The 25075-nt window shown below is 27.0% G+C and carries 25 protein-coding genes and 1 tRNA gene; 6 read left to right on the top strand and 20 right to left on the bottom strand.

The genetic code is table 11. From position 1 onward, the window contains the following. Positions 1-67 precede the first annotated feature (67 nt). Entirely contained in the window at positions 68-355 is a 288-nt protein-coding gene (locus tag GBG18_RS00130) for a hypothetical protein (RefSeq protein WP_152187302.1), read from the top strand. 1 nt (position 356) lies between these two features. On the opposite strand, the gene GBG18_RS00125 is transcribed toward GBG18_RS00130, so the two are convergent. The 18 genes from GBG18_RS00125 to aceE form a co-directional block, all read right to left on the bottom strand. Then, the gene (locus GBG18_RS00125) at positions 357-1733 is read right to left on the bottom strand and encodes a sensor histidine kinase (RefSeq protein ID WP_226898683.1); all 1377 of its coding nucleotides are present in this window, start codon (positions 1731-1733) and stop codon (positions 357-359) included. Beyond that, positions 1726-2394, bottom strand: a complete 669-nt coding sequence (locus GBG18_RS00120) for a response regulator (protein ID WP_152187300.1) — start codon at positions 2392-2394, stop codon at positions 1726-1728. Before GBG18_RS00120 ends, GBG18_RS00125 begins: the two co-directional genes overlap by 8 nt. Before the next feature lie 18 nt (positions 2395-2412). Continuing rightward, on the bottom strand, positions 2413-3150 hold the full coding sequence (locus GBG18_RS00115; RefSeq protein WP_152187299.1) for a metallophosphoesterase: 738 nt from the start codon (positions 3148-3150) through the stop codon (positions 2413-2415). Between the two features lies 1 nt (position 3151). Continuing rightward, the gene (locus GBG18_RS00110; protein WP_152187298.1) at positions 3152-3601 is read right to left on the bottom strand and encodes a hypothetical protein; all 450 of its coding nucleotides are present in this window, start codon (positions 3599-3601) and stop codon (positions 3152-3154) included. Continuing rightward, positions 3598-4131, bottom strand: a complete 534-nt coding sequence (locus GBG18_RS00105; RefSeq protein WP_152187297.1) for a YceI family protein — start codon at positions 4129-4131, stop codon at positions 3598-3600. The genes GBG18_RS00110 and GBG18_RS00105 overlap by 4 nt, the downstream gene beginning before the upstream one ends. Further along, the gene (locus GBG18_RS00100) at positions 4124-5110 is read right to left on the bottom strand and encodes a hypothetical protein (RefSeq protein ID WP_226898678.1); all 987 of its coding nucleotides are present in this window, start codon (positions 5108-5110) and stop codon (positions 4124-4126) included. The genes GBG18_RS00105 and GBG18_RS00100 overlap by 8 nt, the downstream gene beginning before the upstream one ends. After that, complete coding sequence (locus GBG18_RS00095; RefSeq protein WP_152187296.1) at positions 5098-6660, bottom strand: heme-copper oxidase family protein; 1563 nt, start codon at positions 6658-6660, stop codon at positions 5098-5100. Before GBG18_RS00095 ends, GBG18_RS00100 begins: the two co-directional genes overlap by 13 nt. Next, a complete protein-coding gene (locus tag GBG18_RS00090) occupies positions 6647-7267 on the bottom strand; it encodes an ABC transporter ATP-binding protein (RefSeq protein WP_152187295.1) in 621 nt (206 codons plus the stop codon). The genes GBG18_RS00095 and GBG18_RS00090 overlap by 14 nt, the downstream gene beginning before the upstream one ends. Next, a complete protein-coding gene (locus GBG18_RS00085; protein ID WP_152187294.1) occupies positions 7264-8346 on the bottom strand; it encodes an ABC transporter permease in 1083 nt (360 codons plus the stop codon). Before GBG18_RS00085 ends, GBG18_RS00090 begins: the two co-directional genes overlap by 4 nt. A 90-nt stretch (positions 8347-8436) precedes the next feature. After that, positions 8437-9624 (bottom strand): ArsS family sensor histidine kinase, encoded by a 1188-nt coding sequence (locus GBG18_RS00080; RefSeq protein ID WP_152187293.1) that lies wholly within the window; start codon positions 9622-9624, stop codon positions 8437-8439. Positions 9625-9626: 2 nt separating this feature from the next. After that, positions 9627-10292, bottom strand: coding sequence for a response regulator transcription factor (locus tag GBG18_RS00075; RefSeq protein WP_152187292.1), 666 nt, complete (start codon positions 10290-10292; stop codon positions 9627-9629). Between the two features lie 2 nt (positions 10293-10294). Next, positions 10295-10705 carry a hypothetical protein gene (locus tag GBG18_RS00070; protein ID WP_152187291.1) on the bottom strand — a complete coding sequence of 137 codons (411 nt, stop codon included), beginning with the start codon at positions 10703-10705 and terminating at the stop codon, positions 10295-10297. Then, on the bottom strand, positions 10671-11789 hold the full coding sequence (locus tag GBG18_RS00065) for a cytochrome b/b6 domain-containing protein (RefSeq protein ID WP_152187290.1): 1119 nt from the start codon (positions 11787-11789) through the stop codon (positions 10671-10673). The genes GBG18_RS00070 and GBG18_RS00065 overlap by 35 nt, the downstream gene beginning before the upstream one ends. A 9-nt stretch (positions 11790-11798) precedes the next feature. Further along, a complete protein-coding gene (locus GBG18_RS00060; protein WP_152187289.1) occupies positions 11799-12311 on the bottom strand; it encodes a diheme cytochrome c in 513 nt (170 codons plus the stop codon). A 2-nt stretch (positions 12312-12313) separates the two neighbouring features. Further along, entirely contained in the window at positions 12314-12718 is a 405-nt protein-coding gene (locus tag GBG18_RS00055; RefSeq protein WP_152187288.1) for a DUF1924 domain-containing protein, read from the bottom strand. A 212-nt stretch (positions 12719-12930) separates the two neighbouring features. Next, on the bottom strand, positions 12931-14703 hold the full coding sequence (lpdA, locus tag GBG18_RS00050; protein ID WP_152187287.1) for a dihydrolipoyl dehydrogenase: 1773 nt from the start codon (positions 14701-14703) through the stop codon (positions 12931-12933). Positions 14704-14712: 9 nt separating this feature from the next. Next, positions 14713-16404, bottom strand: a complete 1692-nt coding sequence (locus GBG18_RS00045) for a dihydrolipoyllysine-residue acetyltransferase (protein WP_152187286.1) — start codon at positions 16402-16404, stop codon at positions 14713-14715. A gap of 10 nt (positions 16405-16414) precedes the next feature. Then, a complete protein-coding gene (aceE, locus tag GBG18_RS00040; protein WP_152187285.1) occupies positions 16415-19087 on the bottom strand; it encodes a pyruvate dehydrogenase (acetyl-transferring), homodimeric type in 2673 nt (890 codons plus the stop codon). A gap of 186 nt (positions 19088-19273) precedes the next feature. Here aceE and GBG18_RS00035 point away from each other — a divergent pair, with 186 nt between their 5' ends. The 3 genes from GBG18_RS00035 to GBG18_RS00025 all read left to right on the top strand — a co-directional run bounded on the left by GBG18_RS00035 (position 19274) and on the right by GBG18_RS00025 (position 21004). Continuing rightward, entirely contained in the window at positions 19274-19990 is a 717-nt protein-coding gene (locus GBG18_RS00035; protein ID WP_152187284.1) for a lipoate--protein ligase family protein, read from the top strand. A 1-nt stretch (position 19991) separates the two neighbouring features. Next, positions 19992-20858 carry a lipoyl synthase gene (lipA, locus tag GBG18_RS00030; RefSeq protein ID WP_152187283.1) on the top strand — a complete coding sequence of 289 codons (867 nt, stop codon included), beginning with the start codon at positions 19992-19994 and terminating at the stop codon, positions 20856-20858. Between the two features lie 69 nt (positions 20859-20927). Next, positions 20928-21004: transfer RNA gene (locus tag GBG18_RS00025), tRNA-Met, on the top strand. A 2-nt stretch (positions 21005-21006) separates the two neighbouring features. On the opposite strand, the gene GBG18_RS00020 is transcribed toward GBG18_RS00025, so the two are convergent. After that, on the bottom strand, positions 21007-22176 hold the full coding sequence (locus GBG18_RS00020; protein ID WP_152187282.1) for a multiheme c-type cytochrome: 1170 nt from the start codon (positions 22174-22176) through the stop codon (positions 21007-21009). A 194-nt stretch (positions 22177-22370) separates the two neighbouring features. Between GBG18_RS00020 and GBG18_RS00015 the strand changes: the two genes are divergently transcribed. Beyond that, a complete protein-coding gene (locus tag GBG18_RS00015; protein ID WP_152187281.1) occupies positions 22371-23225 on the top strand; it encodes a nuclear transport factor 2 family protein in 855 nt (284 codons plus the stop codon). Positions 23226-23274: 49 nt separating this feature from the next. Next, the gene (locus GBG18_RS00010) at positions 23275-23706 is read left to right on the top strand and encodes a MarR family winged helix-turn-helix transcriptional regulator (RefSeq protein ID WP_152187280.1); all 432 of its coding nucleotides are present in this window, start codon (positions 23275-23277) and stop codon (positions 23704-23706) included. Here the strand turns inward: GBG18_RS00010 and GBG18_RS00005 are convergent. Then, the coding region (locus GBG18_RS00005) for a dihydrolipoyl dehydrogenase family protein (RefSeq protein ID WP_152187279.1) at positions 23703-25075 on the bottom strand (1373 nt) is incomplete at its 5' end. The genes GBG18_RS00010 and GBG18_RS00005 overlap by 4 nt on opposite strands.

The following is a 25075-nucleotide window of genomic DNA, read 5'->3' as shown; positions in this document are numbered from 1 at the left end:
AATTTGAATTTTATCATCTTTTTATAAATTTAACATATAATAAGGCACTAATTTTTAGGGATATATAATGAAAAATGAAGAAGTAAAAAAAGAGTTTGCTAAGGTTATCATAAATGCTAAGATAGTTGCATTTTTATTTTTTATACTACTAACACCAAGTATTGTAATGAAAGTAAAAGAGTTAGATGAGTTATTTGGTCTAAATGAACAAACATGGTTTAATGCTGCTATTGCAGGTTTTGTGATTTATATGGGATTTACAGTTTTCTTATGGAAGTGTCCAAAATGTGGAAAATTCCCAGGTCGTGGATGGTTTAGAAAAGAGTGTAATTCTTGTGGAGTTGAATTAAGTTAATTCAACTCTGTGAATTTTTAGTGAATTGTATAGTTACTTTTGTACCTATATTTTCTTCACTTTCATAAGATATTGTCCCTTTATGATTATGAATAATTTTTTGGCTAATAGATAGACCTAAGCCTGTTCCTCCAGAGTTTTTATTTCTACTCTTATCTGTTCTATAAAATTTCTCAAATATTTTTTTCAAATCATCCTCTGAGATACCAATACCGAAATCTTTAATAACAATATAAATTGATTCATCCTTAATAAAACTATTAATTAAAACCTTTGATTCTTTTTGACTAAAAGAGATTGCATTTTTAAGGATATTATTAATTGCTATTTTAACAAGTTTTGAATTACCTTTAATAGTTGAAGCATCTTTTATATTTGACTGGATTTCTACTTCTTTTAATTTTGCAAAAGGTTTTAACTCTTTAATTGATTCTAGTATAACTTCATCAAGATATATTTCTTCATAATTTAAACTATTTTGTTCTTCTATCTTTGCTAGATATAAAAGATCATTTACAGTTTGTTGAATGATTATAACTTCATCTAAACAGTTTTTTAAAGTCTCTCTATATTCATCATTTGAACGATCTTTTCTTAGTGCAATTTCTATTTCACCTCTTATTATTGTAAGTGGTGTTTTCAGTTCATGTGAAGCATCACTACTAAACTGATAAATCTTATCAAATGATATTTCTAGCCTTTGTAATAGATTATTGATTTCACTACTTAAGCTATCAATTTCATCTCCATTTTCTAATCTTTGTAATCTTTTCGTAAGATCTTTTACTTTTATCTCTTTTAAATTTTTTATGATTTGTTCAACTGGATGGAAAGATTTATATATTAGAAAATATCCTCCAACTGTTGTAAAAATAAGTATTATAGGAATGATAAATAGAAGAATATAAATTAAATTTTCAAGTGTATCATTTAAGTTTTTATTATCAGTAGCAATTTCTAGAATATATAATTCATTATTGATATTAAACTTTAATTTACTAATTATAAAAGAATTTTCTTGTTCAAAATAAATAATATCATTTTGATATAAATTGATTTTTTCAAATTTATTACTTATTTCTTTTGGAAAGTCGATTTCTTTTATAATTTTTAATTCTTTATCAACTTTGGAAAATCTAATATAAAGTGGTTCAAACTTATATTCATCTTCTTCATTAAAAGTTAAATCATCAAAATTATTATGCTCTAAAATATCATCAGCAATATCAAGAAGTACTATTCTTAAAGTATTTTCCAATTTATCTAAAGTTGCTAATTCTAATGATTTATGTAAAGAGATTGAAAAAATTACTAGCACTAAGGTTTGTATTATAAAACCATAAAGTAAAAGCTTTTTTTTAATAGTTAATTTATTCATCACTTATTTTATATCCTAATCCTCTTATTGTTTTTATTAGTTTTTTTTCAAAAGGTTTATCTATTTTATTTCTAAGTCTATAAATATAAACATTTACAATATTGCTCATACTTTCATCTTCAATATTTGATAAAGAAGTACTGATTATTGTTTCAGATAAGACGTTATTTTTATTTTTAATTAGAAACTCTAAGATAGAGAACTCTTTAGCAGTTAATGAAATATTTTTATTTTCTCTTTTTGCACTTTTAGTTAATAAATCAAGTTCTAAGTCTGCAATTTTTAAAGTAGTTGTGAACGTATTTTGAGATCTTAGTTGAACTCTAATTCTTGCAAGCAATTCTGAAAATGAAAATGGCTTTGCAATATAATCATTTGCTCCAATATCTAAGCCTTTTATCTTATCTTCAATTGAATCTTTAGCTGTAAGCATAATAATAGGTGCTTTTATATCAGAAGCTCTTAATATTCTACATACTTCAATACCATCTTTGATAGGAAGCATGATGTCAAGTAAAATCAAATCGTATTCATTAATACTTGCTAAATAAATACCTTCTTCACCATTTAGTGAATAATCAATTATATATGATTCTTCTTCTAGCCCTTTTTTTAAAAAGTTTATAATTTTTTGATCATCTTCAATTATTAATATTTTCATTCTACCCCAATCTTAAACTTATTTTACAGTTTTAGAAATTAATTTTAGTATGGTAATTTCACTATTTGCTTTATATCTAAAATCTATACCCCAAGTTCCAAGACCACGACTTACATAAATAGCTGTTTGTTCTTTATAAAAAAGTCCATTTAAAAAAGGTTGAACTAAACGAACTAATAAATGAAATGGAAAAATTTGTCCCCCATGAGTATGGCCACATACAAATAATTCTGTTTTATTTAAAACTGCTAGTTTATAATCTTTTGGTTGATGAGCTAAAAAAATTGTTGGTTTATTTGAATTTAGGAAGGATGATACTTTTTTCTCATCTCTTTTTATATTAAAAAACTTAGCAAATCTATCAGAAATACCTACAATATTAATTTCTTTTCCTTTAAAATTAATAGTATTCATTTTATTATCTAATAGTATAAAGTTACTAAGTTCTTTTTTTAAATCTTTTAAGCCATAAAATATATCATGATTTCCACTTATATAGTATACAGCTTTTTCTAATGCCAGATCATTAAAAAGTTCTAATTTATTTTTTATATGTTTAACTTTACAATCAATTATATCTCCAGTGATAACAATAAAATCATAGTCTAAATTTTTACATATAGATAATAACTCTTTGATACTTGATAGTTTAAATCTTTTATCTATATGTAAATCGCTTAAGTGAAGTATTTTTAGTCCATTTAATGATTCGTGGTATACTGATACTTCAAGTGTTAGTGTTATTGGTAACTTCATATTAAAAAACTTTTTTTAAGTCTTCTTTCTTTATATAACTTATACTTTTAATTACACCATCGTCTAATTTATATAAAGTTGAATAATCATTTTTTTGAATAAATCTTTTGTCCTCTTCATCATAAATAAGTAATATGGTATGTTTATATTTTCTCATTTTAGGAAGTGCAAACATACTTGTAATTATTGAAGGCATTCCTGAAATATCTGCAATAAAAACAGCTTGATTAGTCACTAAGAAATCTGAAGGTTTTTTACTTAAAAACTCATTTATATCAGCACCTGTTCCTTTTTCAAATGAAACAATTATTATTTTTATATCATTTTTTACAGTATGTTTTTTATCAAATTGATCTACAAGTGAAAAATTATCTATTTTTTTGTTTACTTCAAAAGTATTTGAAAACAAATATGTAGTAAACAATACAAAGATGATTAGTTTCTTTATCATTTATTATCCTTTTTGTAGATTAAATTGTACTTTATATCTATTTTGTCTCTAACTGTTAAAAAAAACATTTTTGGAGGTTTCATATTAAATTGTGTTAGTTTTATAAAAAATGTACCATTAATTGAAAATATATTTTCTGATTCTTCTATAGTCACTAAAGATATGATTTCTTTTGTAACTGCATTTAAAGTTAGATTTCCTTTAATTTGAAATTGCTTGTTTTTATCTTTTTTTATATCTGTAATATTAAAAGTAATATTTGGATAAATACTACTATTTAGTAGTTCATACATATTTTTATCTCTATCTTCTTTTTTACTTTTTAAAGACGAAGAAAGAATATTTATTTTACCTCTTATTGATTCAATACTATTTTTATAATTTAAACTTGAATCAATATTTTGTGTTTTTGGATTAATTTCATTATCTCCAAAAACCTCAGTGTGTACTTCTATCTCTCCATTTTGTAAAACCAAATTATTTGCAAATGCAAATACACTTAAAAAAACTAACATTAATAACTTATGCATAATTTAACTCCTTTTTTTCTGAATTTAATATATTTAGAAACGCTAATAAAAAGATAATAGGTACAAATAATGTCAAGCCATTTAATGCAACAAATAAACCTGCACCTGATGCTATCCAACCTATAAATATCATGTAAACAGCAATAACTTTTAAATCTTTTTTTAGAATTGTTTGAAGTATTGCAACATTGTAATAAGAGATTACAAAAGGGTAAACAAGTGATAAAATAAAAGCCTCTTGTAGAAAATATAATAGATATGAAAGTGCAAATAAAACTATAATTATTAACTCTTTATGATTTTTACACAACTGATATTTTAGTGCTGTAAAAACTCCAATGATATGAAATAATACAATTTCAAGTGTATATCCATCTCTCCATATTGAAATATTTATATCCCTTGAAAGTGTTTCAAATAATGCTGAGTCTAAAAATATCCATAAGACCATTACAAATAAAGAATATTCACTTTTAAGAGATATAGGAAGTTTTTTTGTTGCTAAGAAAAATAAACAAATTAAAGGAATAATAGTTAAAATAATAGCTAATGACCCTCTTAATGAAACTTCATAGTTAAATAACAATGTTCCAAAAGCATATGAAATACTTAATGCTAATCCTAAATCAATTGCTCTTGCTTTTTTAAGTTCGTTTATAAGTAAAGGTGCTAATGCTCCAACACTTATTCCTAAAATAAAAAGTGTATAAATTGAAAAATTAGGATAAAAGAAACTCATTAATAATTGTAAACTTAAAAATATTGCTATCTTGTTTTTATTTGATATTTTAAGATAGTAAGTTAGAAATGAACCAATCATCCCTCCAATTGGTAATGGCGCTATTGCGATAATATCAGATGAAAAATACTCGACTACACCTGTTTGTGCAATAAGTAAATAATAACATAACTCCGAGGCTATAAAAAGTATTAAAGCAAATCTTGCTATAAAATCCTGTTTAAAATCTAGTTTTTGCATAATGACTCCTTTTGATAAAAAAAGATTAAATAAATTAGTACAAATGAAATATCAAATGCACTGATACCTAAGGCTTCAAAGCCTAATGATTTTGAAACGTATAGTGAGAAAAATACTGAACTTATAAATACTCTTATTACTACTGTAATATTTGTTAGTATGATTTCATACTCTTTATATTTAAAAGCTACAAAATGTAAAATACCCGTCATACTAACAAAAGAGAATACTACATATTCATATTGTCCTGTAAAAGAAAAGCCAATAAGTGGATAGATAAAACTTGCAAATAATATTAAGAATATTCCACCTAAACCATCACTTAGTATACCCATTAAGTTATACTTTTGAAGTGCAGTTAGTTGGTATTTATTTTGAATAAAAAATATTAAGCTTGATATTGTAACAAGACCAAATAAAGTTCTTATAGTCCAAAACAAGGATACGTCCATTTTTAATATTCCAGCTTCTATAAAACCTGCAATACTTAAACTTATAAATATTCCAATAATTCCAAGCAGATAAAGAATATAAAAGCCTATTTTTCTTAAATTTTTTATATATGAAGTAAACATAGATAAAACCATGAAAAATACACCAATTCCCATAGCTACATGAGCATGAGCAACAATTAAATCATTTCTATGAAATAACCATCTAATCTCAGGAACAAATAAGATATTTCCTTGAATATCAACAAAAAGAAAAGCACAAATAGATATAAGAAGAGAGAACTTTGCAAATTTTTCAATATTAGAATCTTTATACCATCTGTAAAGTAGGGGAATATAAAGTAGTGTTAAGTATTGCAAAAACCACTCTTGATTATATGTTAAAGGTTCAAAAAATATTCTATATAAAACTGATGTAAAATAGAATATTGTTGGTATTTGCCATAAGATATTCCATCTAGCTATAAACTCATCTTTATTTAATAGTTTGATAATTAAATAATATAAAGGAATTAAAGCTAAACTCATTCCTAAAGTATTATCTCCATGTGGACCACTTACAGTACTTTCTACTTGTCCAATAATTGGATTCATTAAAATCAAAAGTGTAATTGGTGCTATTACTACAATTTTTAAACATACTCTAACCCAAGTAGGGTATGTTTTATATTGTTTCATAAAATCATATAGTGCAAATATATAAAATACTCCAGCAAGTGCAAGTATAAAATTTAACTCATATGGAAAATCATAAAATGCTAAACCTCTTGTATTTCCAAAAAGTAGTGAGTTAATCATAAATACTAAGAATATATACCAAAAAATAGTGAATAAGTTTAGATAACGTAAGCCTTTTTTACTACTTCCAACTTCTTTATTTATAAGTAAAAATGGTAAATATGAAAGCATTAAAGGAACGAAGCCATAAAGCATTAACGAAATATGAAGTGATCTTATATTTGAAGGAAGTAAAGTTTGTGAATTAATATTAAACCCTAATAAGTTTATAGAGTATATAAAACCAAAAATAAGTCCTATTGCAAAAAATATTAAAGATATTTTAAAATGTGTTTGAATAAATGTATTAAAGTTGTCCATCGTTTACCTCATAAGTTTTATCTGTTTTTGAAGCTAAGTTCAAGTCGTGAGTTGCAACAATAATTGTTGTTCCTTTTTTTGATAGTTTCTTAAATATTTTAAATATATTTTTTGAATTTTTTGAATCAAGATTACCTGTTGGTTCATCTGCAAAAATTATTTTTGGTTTATTTATTAAAGCTCTTGCAATTGCTGCTCTTTGTCTTTGTCCTCCTGAAATCTCATTTGGATATTTATTTATTATTGATTTGATTTCAAGTAAATCTAATAGCTTTTCAATTTCTTGAAGTGTCGCTTTTTCATTTGCAATTTGGATATTTTCTTTTATATTTAGGTAATTAATCAAATAGTGAAACTGAAAAATAAAACCAATATTCTTTTGTCTAAAACTATCAATATCTTTAATATTCTTACTATTTATATTTTCAAAAAAAACTTCACCTGATATTGGTTTTAAAAGTGTTGAAAGAATTGAGAGTAGTGTAGATTTTCCACTGCCACTTTTTCCTACTATTGATATAAACTCGCCTTTTTTAATCTCAAGATTAATATTTTTTAAAGCAATATCTTTGTTGTATGAATGACTTACATCTTTTGCCTTAATCATATTCTATTTCCTTGAATTAAAATTATAGGGTCTGTTTTTGCTGCATTTAATGCAGGTATAATTGAACCAATCATTGCCATTAAAATTGAAGTAATAAAAATATATAAAGCTAAAATGGATGTAATCTCACCATTTACATAACCTTGTAGTAAAGTTGAATTTTTTATAAAATATAAAACTATTTGAGATAATAATAAGGAACTTAGGAAACTTAAAACTCCTAAGATAAAGCTCTCAGTAATAATTTGAAAAACTATTTTCTTCATTGGTATTCCAATAGCTCTTTTTATTCCAAACTCACTTTTTCTTTGATTTATAGTAATACTCATAATACTTACAATTCCAAGTAGTCCCATTGTAAAAGCGATGAATGATATTGCATTTGATGAGCTTTGTATAATTTTAAACTGATTATAATTATCTACAAAACTTTGTGTTGATTTTGCTTCAATTTCTTCACTAAAAGAATTGATTTGTTTTAAAATTAAATCAATATTAGTATCAACTTTGGTATTAATCATAATCATCGAAGCACTTTTATTAAATATTTTTCCTGCATCTTTAATATTTAAAACTACACCACCATTTTCAAAACCAATATCACTTTTAAAAACACCTGATATTTTATAATCTTTATTTGCAATATTTATAAATTGTTTATTTGAGAGTTGTTTATAAATTGATTCACCTACTAAAACCTCTTTATCTATTGGATAGTTACCTTCACTTAGTTTGTAGTTTAGAAATCTATTTTTACTTACGCCATAAACAGCAACAATAGGTAGTTTCTCAATAGGAGATGCTCCTACAATTAAAGCAGATGAACTTTCTATATTTTTGATAGTATTTATTTTACTAAGTAGTTTTATATCTACATTTGAAAAAAATGTATCTGATATGTCTTTTTGAGTAACAATAATATCTCCATCATTTTTTAATATAGATGAGTACATATTTATAATTCCATTTGAAATTGAGCTAATTAAAAATATTGCTGTAATAGAAAAAATTAGACTAAAATATATTAATATTGTTTTTAGTGGGTTCGCTTTTAAAGCTTTAAGTGCTAATGAAATCAAATCTTTCCTTTTTTAATTATGGAAAGTTTAACTTATGAATATGAAAGCTTTATGAATACAATATGAATAAAAATTCATATAAGATTTATGTTAATTATATTTGATACTAAAAATATTATTAGAATCTAGATAATCGTATTCTAGGTTTAGTTTATGCTTTTGTAATATTTTATTAACGATACTTAATCCTAAACCAAAACCTTCTTTTTTTGAATTTTCTTGTGTAAATGGTTTTAAGTAGTGATTTATGTCTTTATTTAATCTATCTGCATTATTTATTATACTTAGAGTATTGTTTTCTGCTTTTATGATAATAGGGTATTTCTTAGTATATTTTAAGGCATTATCAATTAAATTTTTTACAGCAATACTTAGATAATATAAATCTGCATTAATTGTAAAATTATCATTAATTTGTAATTGTACTAAAGATTCATCTTCAATATATAGTTTTTGTAAAGAGCTTAAAACTAAAGTATCAACAGAAAATTTTTTAATTTCTAAACTTTGAGTATTAAGTTTTTCAAGTTCAATTAAGTCATTTGTTAAAATTTCTAAATCAGAAAAAATCTTTTTAAAAACTTCTTTTTGTGAATTGTTCTCTATTTTTTCTATTGCAAATTTCCCTTTTGCAATAGGAGTTCTAAGTTCATGTCCTATATCTCTTAAAAGAACTTCTCTGGTTTTTATTAGGTTCTCTAAGTTTGAAGCCATAGAGTCAAAAGAGCTTGCTAATTCTCCAATTTCATCATTTGATTCTATATTAATTCTTGTTTCAAGTTTACCTTGAGAAAAGTCTTTCATTTTAAGATTTATTTTTTTTAGTGGCGCCAATAATTTAAAAATATAAAGAAAGATAAGAATGAGAACAAAAATATCAAGAAAAATTAAGACATTCAATATATTTTTATCTCTTATATCATCTTCATCTTGTGTCTCATAAGTTAATTCTTCATCTAAATATTTTATCTTAATTATAAATTCATCACTAAAAGATTGTTTACCTATAATTATATATCCAAAAGTAAGATTCTCTTTATGTAAAATATTAATTGATTTTTCACTTGATATCTTTTTTAAGCCATATTTTTTTTCAATTATTTTTATGTCTTCATTATTATAAATATTTATAAAAAGTTCATTAGCAACTTTTTTATATTTATCTTTAATTAAATTATTTAATCTATTATTATTAATAATATCTATCCATAATCCAATTATTGTCATAAGTATAAAACTAATAATAAATAAAATAGTAATTTTTTTAAATAATGACATCTTTATCCTATAAACTTATATCCGTGACCCCAAACTGATTTTATATATTTAGGGTCTTTTGAATCATCTCCAATCTTATATCTAAGATTTGAAATATGAGTATCTATTGTTCTATTCTTTGTATTTTCATCTAAAGATGTTGCATGTAGAATTTGTTCTCTTGATGTATTTATATTTAAATTTGATACTAAGAATATTAATATCTCAAACTCTATTTTTGTTAAATCTATTTCAAAATCATCTATACTTACACTTCTAGTACTCTGATCAATTATCAAATTAGAAATTTTTATTTTATTTGAAAGGTTTTTCTTAAATATATTTTCTACTCTTAAAACTAATTCTCTAGGTTCATAAGGTTTAGATAAATAATCATCTGCCCCTAATTCAAAACCATGTATTTTATTTCCAATATCACCTCTTGCACTTGATATTATGACCGGAATATCTAATACTTTCTTTATCTTTTTAAATAAATCAAAACCATCAATATCAGGAAGCATTAAATCTAAAATTACAATGTCATAGTTTTTATTATTTTCTAGTTCTGATAAAACATCTTTACCATTTTCAAAGGCTTTACAATTATAATTAAAGTCTTTTAGATAATCAACAATAAAATCTTTCATCTGAGTATCATCTTCAATTAATAGAATATTATTGTTCAATTTTAGTCTCCTATAAAATATGAAAAATTTATTTTTTGTTTATTATTTAAAACATCATGAATTTTCTCAAGCCTATTTACTTCAAGTTCAAGAGAATAGTTTTTTATTTCATTACTTACTTCTAAATATTTTTCTTTATCAAATATGGTGTTTCTCATGATTTTTTGAAGTTCCTTTTGTTTTAAGGATTTATATTTATAATATTCTTTATAATCTTTTTTATGTTTTTTTAATATTTTTTCAATTTTTCTGTATTGATTTTTGTTTAGATTAAGATGTTCTAAACTTCTAGATATATGTGTTTTTCCATGCTTTCTTATTCTATAATTGTCATCATCATAATCTTCATCTGCAAAAGAAGAGCTAATAAGGCTTAGACTACATAAAATCATTAATATTTTTAATATTTTCATCTTCAATTAATCCTTTTTCTATATCTGTATGACAGGCTTTACAATTTGCTTTACTTTTAATTTTATTATCTTCAAATATGCTTGAATCTATTTCATTATGTCTTTTTTTCCAAAAAATAGTTTGGCTTATAGCTATTATATCTTTATTTTTTATTGAATCTAATATTTTTACACTAGCTTCCATAGTTGAAGTCTCTGCTGAGTTTCCAACTAAAAAAGATAGTATTAAAGAGTAATCCTCTTTTTCTAAAGATGCATCATCTCCAAAGTGATTTTCTAAATCTGACATTAATTTTATCCATGATCTTTTTGGCAAAAGATTTGGAGGATAGAGAGTATGACAAGCTGCACACTCACTAACAAATAATTCATTATGTTGCTCATAATAAGTTGATTTATAACTTGACGCAACTAAAATATTCTTTGGTTGTAGCAAATTAAATACTAAAAACCCTATAAATATTATTAAAAAAATAAAAGCAATAATTTTTTGATAAATATTTAATTTTATAATTTCTTTTTCTTTTGTCTTTTTAAATCCATTAAATATAGAGTTTAATGTTTCATGCTTGCCATGAAATATCTTATCAAATAAGATTCCCCCTAAGTGAGCTACAATAAGTAAAATTAAACAAGTAGCAAATAATTCATGAAGTGATTCAAATAGTTCCATCTCTTTAAAAAAACTAGAATTTAAATAAGAAAAAACTCCTTTTCCTTCTTGTATACCTAAAGTTAATGCACCTGTTAAAATGATTATAAATACTGTAATAAACATCCCAATCATCACATATGAGGCAATTGGATTATGACCTATAAATTTTTGATTCGTATTTAGTATATTTTCTTGAAACTCTTTTATACTCTTCATTGACATTGGAAAGTCTTTAAATCTTGAATATTTAGGACCAAATATTCCCCATATAAGTCTAAATGCTAAAAGTATTAAAATTGCATATCCAATTATTGCATGGTAGTTAAGTAGTCTATCTTCATCTGCACTTATAAATGCTAATAATATGAACCCTACAAAAAGCCAATGAAAAACTCTTGTAGGTATTGACCAAATATACGATTTTTGCATTTTTACTCCTTAATCATCCCATCTTCCAAAATTTGGAATAAGAATATTTCTCTCTTTATATAAACCTTGTTTTGCATCAGTATGGCAGGCCATACAATTGCTTATAGTTTTAACATCTTTTTGAATTATTAACCTTTTAGGTACTTCATTATGTTCTCTTTTGAATTTTGGTATTTCACTAATAGCTAATGGAGTTGATTGACTAGAAATTGATCTTGAAAATTTTGCAATCTTGCCATAAGCTCTTTTTGAATCACTTGCATTTGAAATAAGATATTCTCTTATTTTTTGTTCGTCAACTTTATCAAATGTTGCATCAACTCCAAAATGATTTTCTAAAGTATCCATCATTTTAACCCAAGAACGTTTTGGTAAAAATTCAGTTTGATATCCCATATGACAAGAAGCACATTCTTGTTTATATAAAGTGTTTTGTGAAGTATAAACTTCTTTATTATTAGCTGCAAATAGTGTTACACCAAGTGTTAGTATCGTAAATGTTGTAAAGATGATTTTTTTCATTTTTAATCCTTTGATAAAATATATGTGATTACATCACCTTTTTCAAGTGCTGTACCTTCTCTTACGTAAACATCTTTAAAATTTCGTTTAAGCCATTTTTTCATTGTTTTTAATTCTGATAATCTTTTTGGATTTACTTTTGGAGATAGTGGTTTTATTACTTTTCCAGTAAAGATGTTTTCTCCATTTTGAGTAAAGTTATTTGTATGACAAGATACACAAGATATTTCTTTGCCTTTTTTACCAAGATGCTTAGCTGTGAATATTTTCTCACCTCTTTTCTTATCAAAACCTTTGAAGTTTGAATTCTCTTTTTTAACTTCATTCTCTAATGAGTTTAAATAATCCGTAACAACAGATGCATAACTTAAACTAAATGTAAATAATAATAAATATATTAATTTCATTTTCATTCCTTTATCTTTAATACTTGAAGTATAAATGAAATTGATGAGTTTTTTAGGAGTAGTTTCTTAACATATTCTTGACAATTAAAAAATTGTGAATTAAAAAGTTTTTAAAATATAATTTTGTTTTAAGAGAATATAAAAGAATTACTTTGTATATTTTCCTTTAAGTTAGAGAAAAATATACAAAGATAAGGATAGTTAATAGTTTACTATTTTTTCTTTACTGCTTTTGCATTTGGAAGGTCTGTAATAACACCATCAAATATTTCAGCTGCCATACCTACAGATTCGTGTAAAGTAGGGTGAGCATGAATAGTAAGTGCAATATCTTCTGCATCACAATCCATCTCTAAAGCTAATGATATTTCACCAAGTAATTCACCTGCATTATCTCCAACTAAAGCACCACCAATTAATTGATGTGTATCTTTATTAAAAATAAGTTTAGTCATACCATCTTTTGAAACATCAGCAGCTAAAGCTCGTCCTGAAGCAGACCAAGGGAAAGTTGCAACCTCATAGTTAATGCCAGCTTCTTTAGCTTCAATCTCAGAAAGACCAGCTGTTGCAATTTCAGGGAATGTATAAGCAATTCCTGGAATTTGTTTTGGTTCAAAGTATACTTTATGTCCTGCAATAACTTCAGCTGCAACATGACCTTCATGTACAGCTTTATGTGCTAGCATAGGACCAGCAATAATATCACCAATAGCAAATATATGAGGCACATTTGTTCTTAGTTGATTATCAGTTGCAATCATACCTTTTTCATTTACATTAACTCCAGCTTTATCTAAGCCAAGATTTAATCCATTTGGAGTTCTTCCCATTGCAACTAGAACTGCATCATAAACTTGTGGTTCAGATGGTGCATTTTCACCTTTGAACTCTACATAGATACCTTCAGTTTTAGGAATGATAGCTTGAGTTTGAGTTTTAAACATAAAGTTAAATCTCTTCTCATTTGATTTTGTATAAATTTTTACAATATCTTTATCCGTTCCTGTCATAACTTGAGGACCTCGAACTACAACATCTACTTGGCTTCCAAGTTTTTGATACACTGTACCCATTTCAAGACCAATAATTCCACCACCCATTACAAGTAATCTTTTAGGAACTTCTTTTACTTCAAGTGCATTAGTTGAATCCCAAATTCTTGGATCTTCATGTGGAATAAATCCCATTTTAGAACTCTGAGAACCTGCTGCTATAATACAGTTGTCAAATTTAACTGTAGTTTGCTCATCTGAATTTGTATGATTTACAATAACAGAATGTGTATCTAAGAATTGGGCAGTACCTTGAATAACTGTTACTTTTCTCATCTTAGCCATTGCAGATAAACCATCTGTTAGTTTTTTTACAACTCCTGATTTATATGCAGCAACACCAGCTAAATCAACTTCTGGTTTAGGAAATTTAATTCCTGCATGTTCAATATGCTCAGCTTCTTCCATAACTTTTGCAACATGAAGAAGTGCTTTAGATGGAATACATCCAACATTTAAACAAACTCCTCCTAAAGTAGGGTGCCGTTCTACTAAAACAACATCAAGACCTAAATCCGCACATCTAAATGCAGCAGAGTATCCACCAGGACCTGCACCAATTACTAGTACTTGACCTTTAACTTCTTTTGCATTTTCACTTACTGTTGGAGTAGGAGTTTCTTGGGGCTGTTGTTTTTCTTGCGTTTGTTTTGGTGCTTCTTCAACAGAAGCAGATTCTTCTTTTGAATCTGTAACTTGAAGTTTAGCAATTAAATCGCCAGAATTTACTTTATCTCCAACATTTACTAAAATCTCTTTAATAACTCCACTATGTGTAGTAGGTACATCCATTGAAGCTTTTTCTGTTTCTAATGTAATTAGACCATCTTCTTCTTCAACAGTATCTCCAACTGCAACCATAATGTCAATTAAATCAACATCAGTATCTCCACCTAAATCGGGAATAACAATATCAATAATATTACTCATATTTACTCCTTATAAGCTTAATAATCTGATATCACTTAATAACTGTGATAACGTAGTTGTAAATCTTGCACCATCAGCACCATCGATTACTTTATGATCGTAAGATAGTGATAATGGTAAAGTAAGTCTTGGTTGGAAAGTTTCTCCATCCCAAACAGGTTTCATTTCAGATTTTGAAAGACCTAAAATTGCAACTTCTGGAGCATTAATAATTGGAGTAAACTTAGTTCCACCAATTCCACCTAAAGAAGAAATTGTAAAACAAGCACCTTGTAAGTCTGCTGATTTAAGTTTCCCTTCTCTAGCTTTTGAAGATATTTCTGCCATTTCAATTGCTATGTCTTTGAAACCTTTTTTATCAACATCTTTAATTACTGGTACCATTAATCCATTTGGTGTATCAACAGCAATTGCAACATTAAAGTATTTTTTCATAATGATACTATCACCATCAGCACTTAATGAAGCGTTAAATTTAGGATGAATAGCTAAAGCTTTTGCAACTGCTTTTACAACAAATACTAATGGAGATAATTTAAATCCATCTGCAATTGCATTTTGTTCTTTTCTAAATTTTTCTAGTTCAGTAATATCTGCTTCATCAAATTGTGTTACATGAGGAATAGAAACCCAGTTTCTATGTAAAGAAGGTCCAGAAATTTTTTGGATTCTACTTAACTCTACAGTTTCAATTTCACCAAACTGACTAAAGTCAATCTCTTTTAATTCTGGAAGATTAAATCCAAGTCCAGAACCAGCTGAAGTTGCTGGTTTATTTAATTGCTCTTTTACATAGGCTTTAATATCATCTTTTAAAATTCTATTTTTCTTACCACTACCTTTAACAAAACCTAAATCAACACCGAATTCACGTGCAACTTTTCGTACACTTGGACTTGCATATACTTTAGCTGATTTAGTTGATAAAACTTTTGAATCTGCTGATACTTCTACCTGAGAAGTTTTAGCCATTGCTTCTTGAATTGTTGATTTTTGTTTTGTCTCTTTTGGAACTTCTGTTTGTGTTGGAGCAGTAGTTTTTGCTGGAGTTGGAAGTTTATTTTCCATAACAACAGTTTTTGTCATTTTAGCAATTAAATCTCCAGAATTTACTTTCATTCCTGCTTCTACATATAACTCTAATATCTCTCCACCAAAAGTAGCTGGAACATCCATAGATGCTTTTTCTGTCTCAAGTGTTACAAGACCCATTTCTTTTGCAACTGTATCTCCAACAGAAACTAATACATCTATTAAATCAACATCTTTATCTTCCCCTAAATCAGGAATTCTAACTTCTTCAATAACAGTACAAATTGTTTGTTCATCAACAAATTGACAAGAAATTTCTGCATTAGCATTTGAAACTGCTTCAAGTTTAGCTTCTGCTTCTTGTAATGAAGGTGAATCAGAAGAAACAGGTGAAGGAGTAGATACCTCTTCATTTGTACTTGATTCATCTTGTGTTTCAACTCTAGCAATTAAATCACCAGAATTAACTTTTGCTCCAACTTCAACTAAAATTTCTTTTATAACACCACTATGTGTTGTAGGAACATCCATAGATGCTTTTTCAGTTTCTAAGGTAATTAACCCATCTTCAACTTCAACCGTATCTCCTATAGAAACCATAATATCAATTAAATCAACATCAGTATCTCCACCTAAATCTGGAATAAATATATCTTGAATTGTACTCATCTTTTACTCCTTAGGCATTTAATGGATTGATTCTTGTAGGATCAATATTATGTTTTTTCATAGCTTCAACTACCACTGATTTCTCAATTTTACCATTTTTAGCAAGTTGTGCTAATGTTGTAAATACGATGAAATCTGTATCAACTTCAAAGAAAGATCGTAAATTAGCTCTTGAATCAGATCTACCAAAACCATCAGTACCAAGTGCTTTAAATGAACCTTTTACAAATGGTGCGATTTGTTCAGAATAAGCTTTCATATAATCTGTTGCAGAAATGATGATATTTTCATCATCACTTCCAAGTACTTGATCTACATAAGCTATTTTATCTTCATCTTCAATATTTAATAAGTTAGATCTTTCAATATCTTGTGCTTCTCTTGTTAGTTCATTGTATGAAGTAGCAGAGTAAAGTTCTGATGCAATTCCATAATCGTGAGCTAAAATTTCAGCTGCAAGTCTAACTTGTTCTAAAATAGTACCTGAACCTAATAATTTAACTTTATAATCATTTTTAGCTTCATAAGTTTTAAATTTATAAATACCTTTTAAAATACCCTCTTCAACACCTTCTGGCATTGCAGGTTGTTTATAGTTTTCATTTAATGTTGTTAAGTAGTAGTAAATATCTTCTTGAGACTCACCATACATTCTATTTATACCATCTTGAACAATAACTGCAACTTCATATCCGTATGTTGGATCGTAAGATACACAAGATGGAATAGTATTTGCAATAATATGAGAGTGACCATCTTCATGTTGTAAACCTTCACCATTAAGTGTAGTTCTACCTGAAGTACCACCAACTAAGAAACCTCTAGATTTTTGATCTGCTGCTGCCCAACACATATCTCCAGTTCTTTGGAATCCAAACATTGAATAGAAAATATAGAACGGAATCATTGGACAATCATTTACTGAATAAGATGTAGCTGCTGCAGTCCAAGAACCCATTGCACCTAATTCATTAATACCTTCTTGAAGTACTTGACCTTTTTTATCTTCTTTATAGTAAGCAACTTGTTCTTTATCTTGAGGGATATATTTTTGACCTTCATTTGCATAAATACCTAATTGTCTAAACATTCCTTCCATACCAAATGTTCTTGCTTCATCAGGAACAATTGGAACAATATTTTTACCAATTTTTTTATCTTTTACTAAGATATTTAAAACTCTTACAAATGCCATAGTTGTAGAAATTTCTCTATCTCCACTTCCTTTTAATACAGCATCAAATTTATCAAGTGTAGGAATTTCTAGAGCTTGAGAGAATTTTTCTCTTCTTTGTGGAACATGACCATGTAAGTCTTCTCTATGTTTTTGCATATATTTATATTCAGGAGAATCTTCTGATGGTCTATAATATTTTAAATTTTCAACATCTTCATCTGAAATAGGAATATCGAATCTATCTCTAAACTGTCTTAATACAGATGTATCTACTTTTTTAACACCGTGAGCAATATTTTTACCCTCAGCAGCTTCACCCATACCATAACCTTTTACAGTCTTAGCAAGAATTACAGATGGTAAACCTTTCGTATCTAGTGCTTTTTTATAAGCTGAGTATACTTTAATTGGATCATGACCACCTCTATTAAGTGCCCAAATTTCATCATCACTCATATTTTCAACAAGTTTTGCAGTTTCAGGATATTTGTTAAAGAATTTTTCTCTAGTGTATGCTCCACCTTTTTGTTTAAAGTTTTGATACTCACCATCAACAGTTTCTTCCATTAGTTGAAGTAATCTACCTGATGTATCTTTTGCTAAAAGCTCATCCCATTTTCTTCCCCAAACTACTTTAAGAACTTGCCAACCAGCACCTCTAAATTCACGTTCTAATTCTTGGATAATTTTACCATTACCACGAACAGGACCATCTAATCTTTGTAAGTTACAGTTAATAACAAATACTAAGTTATCTAAACCTTCACGTCCCGCAAGGCCTATTGCTCCTAAAGATTCAGGTTCATCACATTCACCATCACCCATATAACAATAAACTGTTTGACCACTACAATCTTTAATTCCTCTATTTGTAAGATATTTTAAAAATCTTGCTTGATAAATTGCTTGAATAGGGCCTAGTCCCATTGAAACTGTTGGAAATTGCCAGTAATCTGGCATAAGTTTTGGATGCGGGTATGAAGATAAACCATCAGCAAAAGCTTCTTGTCTAAAATTATCCATTTGTGATTCAGTTAATCTTCCTTCTACAAAACTTCTTGCATAAATACCAGGTGCTATATGTCCTTGATAAAATACTAAATCTCCACCATCTTTTTCATTTGGTGCTTTAAAAAAGTGATTAAAAGCAACATCATATAAAGTTGCAGATGATTGGAATGATGCAATATGACCACCAAGTTCTAAATTCTTTTTAGAAGCTCTTAAAACCATAGTTTGTGCATTCCATCTAATAATAGATCTAATTTTTCGTTCTAAATCTCTATCACCTGGCATTTTAGGTTCTTGATTAACAGGTATTGTATTTAGATATGCCGTATTTCCACTATGTGGTATATCTGCTCCAGTTCTTCTTGACTTGTCAATAAGTTTTTCAAGTAAAAAGTGTGCTCTATCTGCACCTTCTTCTTCAATTACTGCCTCTAAGGCTTCCATCCATTCTTCTGTCTCTAATGGATTAATATCTTCTAAATTTAACAACGACATAAATATCCTTTGAAATAATGTTTAATTCTTAAAATATAATTAATTTTATTAATTAATTTTTTTAAATTATAATAGACTTTAAATTATAATAGACTTAGTTTTTATCGAAATTTGTAATAAATTTAAACTCTTCTTAAATAAAAATACTATAAAAATATATAAATAAAAAAATAAGTTAGGGCTAAAATGATTTTTAACAATAAGTTTAGATTAATTAAATCTCAAAATCTTAGTGCAAAAGCTAATTCTTGTTTAGATTCTGCACTATTTAAAACTTTTACAAAAGATAGTTTACCCGTTTTACGACTTTATTCTTGGCAAACTAGTGTTACTTTTGGTCTTTCTCAAAATCCAAGTGATTATGTAACACTATTAAAAGAGTATAAAAATAATTTTGCAAAAAGAATTACAGGTGGTGGAGTTTTATTTCATGGGCATGATATTTCATACTCTTTAATAATCCCATCAAGCTATATTCAAGAAAAAGGGGTAAAGGAAACTTACGAGTTGATTTGCTCATTTATTCTTAATTTTTATGCAAGTCTTAATCTAAAAGCTAATTTTGCAAAAGATGTAGAAGAGATAGTTTTAAGCAAAGATGCATTTTGCCAAGTGGGATTTGAAGCTTATGATATTATAATTAATGGACAAAAGATTGGTGGGAATGCGCAAAAAAGAACGAAAAACGTGATTTTTCAACATGGCTCAATACCACTAAAAACAATTAAAAAAGATAAACAACATGGGTCTTCATTAGAAGATTTTGATATTAAGTTAAATTTTAATGATGCAGCTGATACTTTACAAAAAGCATTTGAAAAGACTTTTAATGCAGAATTTATAGAATCAAAATTATGTGAGAATGAACAAAATATATATGATGAATTATACGAGGGAAAATAATATGACAAAAGAAATAAAATTTAAAAAACCTGAATGGTTAAGAAAAAAACTAACGCCACACACTCAAATAGAAATGGAAAACCTTTTAAAAGATGTGGGAGGATTACATACAATCTGTCAAGAAGCAAAATGTCCAAATATTAGTGAATGTTTTGCAAATAAGAATGCGACATTTCTAATTTTAGGAGATACTTGTACAAGAAGATGTACTTATTGTAATGTTAAAACAGGAGTACCAAGTGGTGTTGATGAAAGTGAGATTAAAAAAGTTACAACTTCCGTTTTAAAACTGGGTCTTAAATTTGTAGTAATTACTAGTCCTGCAAGAGATGATTTAAAAGATGGTGGAGCAGAGCAATTTTACAAAGTTACACAAGATATTATACAAAAAGCTCCTGGTACAAAAGTAGAAATTTTAATACCTGATTTTAAAGCTAAAGAAGAGAGTCTTCAAAGAGTTATTGAATCGGGAGCTACAATCATTGGACATAATGTTGAAACAGTTCCAAGTTTATATAGAGTAAGAAGAAATGGAAAATATGAAAGATCTCTAGAAGTTTTAAAAAGATTAAAAGAACTTGGTGGAGATAAAATCAAAACAAAATCAGCTTTAATGGTAGGTTTAGGTGAAACAGAAGAAGAAATGATTGCTGTTTTCAAAGATTTACTTGCAGTTGGTTGTAAGTTTTTAAGTATTGGACAATATCTTGCACCTTCAGGAGAGTACGAAAAAGTTATTGAGTATGTAAAACCTGAACAGTTTGCAAAATATGAAAAGTTAGCAATGGATTTAGGTTTTGAGTATGTTAAAGCAAGCCCATATGCAAGAAGTTCTTACATGGCTCACGAATACTTGAAGGAAGATTAATTTACTTTATAAGATATACGATATTGCTTTAAGGTTAATCAGCTATCATGTCTGCTTAATCTTAAAAGTCGCGGAATAGAGCAGCACGGTAGCTCGTCGGGCTCATAACCCGAAGGTCACTGGTTCAAATCCAGTTTCCGCAACCAATTTACTCCCCCTTATAAAATTCACTTTTTAAAACATTAAATTTAGTGCTTGTTTCATCATTTTCTAGTTTTAGTTTTTTCCACATTTTAGGATTTACTTTGTAATATCCAAATACAACTTCAATAGAATCATCAGCTTTTAAAATATAATCATATTTTATAACTCTATTTTCATTTGCTTTAATCATATTGTTTTTAACTACACTATTTGCAAGCCATGGCATTGTTGGTTTTTTATCTTTTCCTATAATTCTCATAAAAGATTTTGTAGGAAGTTCTATTCTTTCATTTCCTTTTAAAACATTAACTTTTAATTGAGCTAATCTTAAAGGTTGTAAAAACAGATTATGACTTGATTCATTTTTAATTGAGATTTCAAAACTATCATTTTTTTGTTCAAAATTTATTTTTATATATTTTGCTAATAAGTCTTGATTATTTGAAGCACTTGCAAAGCCATGGAACCTATGTTTATCTGTAATCTTAATAGATGTAGCCGTTCCTTTTACTTTTGGCATATGACATGTTATACAATTCTTCTCTTCATCTTGGGCACCTTTCATATCAACTCTACATAAATCAAACTTATTATCATTTTGAAGCTTTTGATGACATCCCATACACATTTTACCTGTATAGAAATCTTCATTTGAATAATCTATTGTATGATATGGAGAACCAGATTTCTTTTTCATCATCCCAAATAATGATACTTCATCTTTATACTTTTTATCTTTTACTATTCTATTATCTTCATTTGCAGAATAGAATACTTTTTTCTCACTAGTTAAAACATTTGTATTTACTTTTTCATGCTCTTCAATACTTTTAATACTATGACAATATACACAAGAGATTGCTTCATGTGATTGAATACTATTTTTTTCTGGTATTGCTTTTTTATTTTCTTTAAGTTTTTGTATTAGTTTAGTATCACTTGGTGTATGACACTTTGCACAAGTATAAGACTCTTTTTCTTTATTTGGATGTAAATCCCAAACAGCTTTATGAATAGGGTCTTCAAAGATTGAAGCTTTTCTATGTGATGAATTATAAAACTCTCCATAGATAGTTGGATGACATGCTTTACAAGTATTACTACTTATAAAATCTTCTGCATTTAGATTCATAGTTATAAATAAAACCATGATAAATATTTGTAATAATTTCATTATATATCCTTTGTTTTCGAAGTATATTTAAATGATTTAAATAAAAAAATGATATTAATCAATTATTAGTTTTTCTTATAAAAATATAGAAAAATAAAAAGTAAATTTTAAAAGACTTGACATTAGTTTGATATCAAACTATAATTCGACATATAAAGTTTGATATCAAACTAAATTAATTAAAAGGAATTATTATGAAACAAAAAAATAAAGTTTTATTAGTAATATTTTTGGTGACATCTTTATTTACAGGATGTTCAATAACAAATAAACAAGAGGAAAATAGAATGTTAACAAACAAAGAAAAAGCTGTTGAGTTATTAAACTCAATTCAAACAGGTGCAACAGCACCAATAGCATATGTAAATGCAAATAAATATATTCAACATAATTTATCTGTAAAAGATGGTTTAGCTGGTTTTAGTGAAGTATTATCACATCTTCCAAAAGGAAGTGCAAAAGTGGAAGTACAAAGATCATTTGAAGACGAGAATTTTGTTTTTACTCATACAAAATATAATTTTTTTGGACCAAAAGCAGGGTTTGATATTTTTAGATTTGAAGATGGAAAAATCGTAGAGCATTGGGATAATTTACAAGAAATTGTAGAGAAAACTGCAAGTGGAAGAACTCAGTTTGATGGAAGTGCTAAAATTACAGATTTAGATAAAACTATTGAAAATAAGAGTTTAATAAAAGACTTTATAAGTGATGTATTAATGGGTAAAAATCCTTCAAAAATCACTCAGTATATATCAACAGAAAAATATATCCAACATAATCCACATGTAAAAGATGGTTTAGCAGGACTTGGTGAAGCAATTGAAGCTTTAAATAAAGCAAATATGCCAATGGTTTATAAAAAGAATCATATGATTTTAGGTGAAGGTAATTTTGTATTAAGCGTAAGTGAGGGCGAATTTATGAAAAAACATGTCTCTTTTTATGATTTATTTAGAATTGAGAATAATAAAATCGTAGAGCATTGGGATACTATTGAAGAGATTTTATCTCAAGATAAATGGCAAAATAAAAATGGAAAATTTTAAAGTAAAGGTCTTAGCCTATACTTTAAATAAAAAGTAACTATAATTGCCTATGCAAAATATAAACGCGATTATTTCAACTATTTCAAAAATTCATAATGGTGCAAACAAACTTATTATAGAAGAGCTTAAAAAGAATAATTTAAATGGTCTTGCACCATCACATGGAGATATTTTAATCAAACTTTATAACTGTGAAAGTGCAGTAAGTATGAGAGAAATATCTGAATGTATTAATAAAGATAAGTCTACAATTACTGCTTTAGTTAATAAATTAGAAAAGCTTGAGTTAGTAAAGAAGTTAAAATCTAATACAGATAACAGAAGTACTCTTATCTGTCTTACTAAAAAAGGATTAGATACTAAACCCATAGTATTAGATAAAATTTCAACAAAACTTTTAGAACAAAGTTATAAAGGCTTTACTAAAAAAGAGAAAGAAGACCTTTGTCTTCTTCTTGAAAAGATGAAAGATAACTTTTAATTACTTAGCTTTTCAATTTCTCTTACAGCATCAACAGCAGCTGGAAGTAAGGCTTCACTTAGTGCTGGATGAATATATAGCATCTCTTTTAAATGTCTTATATCATTATCTAAGTGCATAACTGTAAGAACTTGATGCATCATAGTAGTACTTTCGGGACCTATTAAATGGCATCCTAAAATTTCATAAGTATTTGGATTTACAATAAACTTTGTTCTTGGATATCTTAATCTTGTAGACATAGCTTTAGCACTTGCAATCCATGGTGTAATACTTGTTACATATTCTATATTTAACTCTTTTGCTTTTTGTTCAGTTATTCCAACACTCGCAATTTCAGGTTCTGTAAATACTCCATGAGGTATATATTTAAACTTTAAGGCTTCTTTTTCATCTTCTAATAAAATCTTACCTAAATGATTAACTTCTTGTGCCGCTGCGTGTTGAAGCATATTTTCTCCACTTGCATCTCCCACTACGTATACACCTTTAGCTTTTGTTTCAAAGAATTTATCTCTTTTAATATAACCTCTATCATTTACTTCTATATCCGTATTTTCTAAGTCTAAACTATTGGTATTTGATTCTCTTCCTGTTGCATAAAGAAGTGCTTGTGAGCTATGTTTTGTTTTTTTATTATCTTTGTTTATTAATTCTAAGTTAAATTGATTATCTTTATAGTCAATTGTATCAATACTCGTATCAAATAAAATATCTACATTTTTTACAAACTCTTCTTTAAATATTGCAGAGATATCACTATCTTCATTTCCTAAAATTCTTTGACTTCTTACAAGTAGTTTAGTTTCAATTCCAACAGCAGAGAAAAAGTTTGCTAATTCACATGCTATAAAGCCAGAACCAACAATTGTTATTGATTTTGGAATTTCTCCTTCTAAAGGAAATATATCATCACTTGTCCAAGCTTTAGGATGTGGGGCTTTTATAGCTTTTGTTCCTGTTGCTATTACAATTTTTGGAGCTGTTAATTGTTCACCATTAACAGAAATTATATTATTAGATACAAATTTTCCAGTTCCATAGAATACTTCTACATTTTCATTGAATTTCTTTTTATATATAGGGTCTATTTTTGATATATATTTATTTGTTTCTTCAAATATTTTTTCTATATCTATATTATTTATACTTGAATCTATGAAATGTCTGTCTGATTCTTTAATTGATCTTGCTACATGTGCATAACCAATTAGAAGTTTTGATGGAACACATCCTCTATTTGGACATGTTCCTCCTAGTTTTGACTTTTCTATTATGGCAACTTTTTTACCCATTTTTCCAGCTTTTGCTGCAAGGTTACTAGCTCGTCCTGCTCCTATAATTATTAAATCAAACTTTTTCATAATAT

Origin of the sequence: Poseidonibacter ostreae, assembly GCF_009208075.1 — a bacterium.
GTDB lineage: Bacteria > Campylobacterota > Campylobacteria > Campylobacterales > Arcobacteraceae > Poseidonibacter > Poseidonibacter ostreae.
Note: the sequence above shows the minus strand (reverse complement) of the source record. Positions and strands in the feature narration are given on the sequence as shown.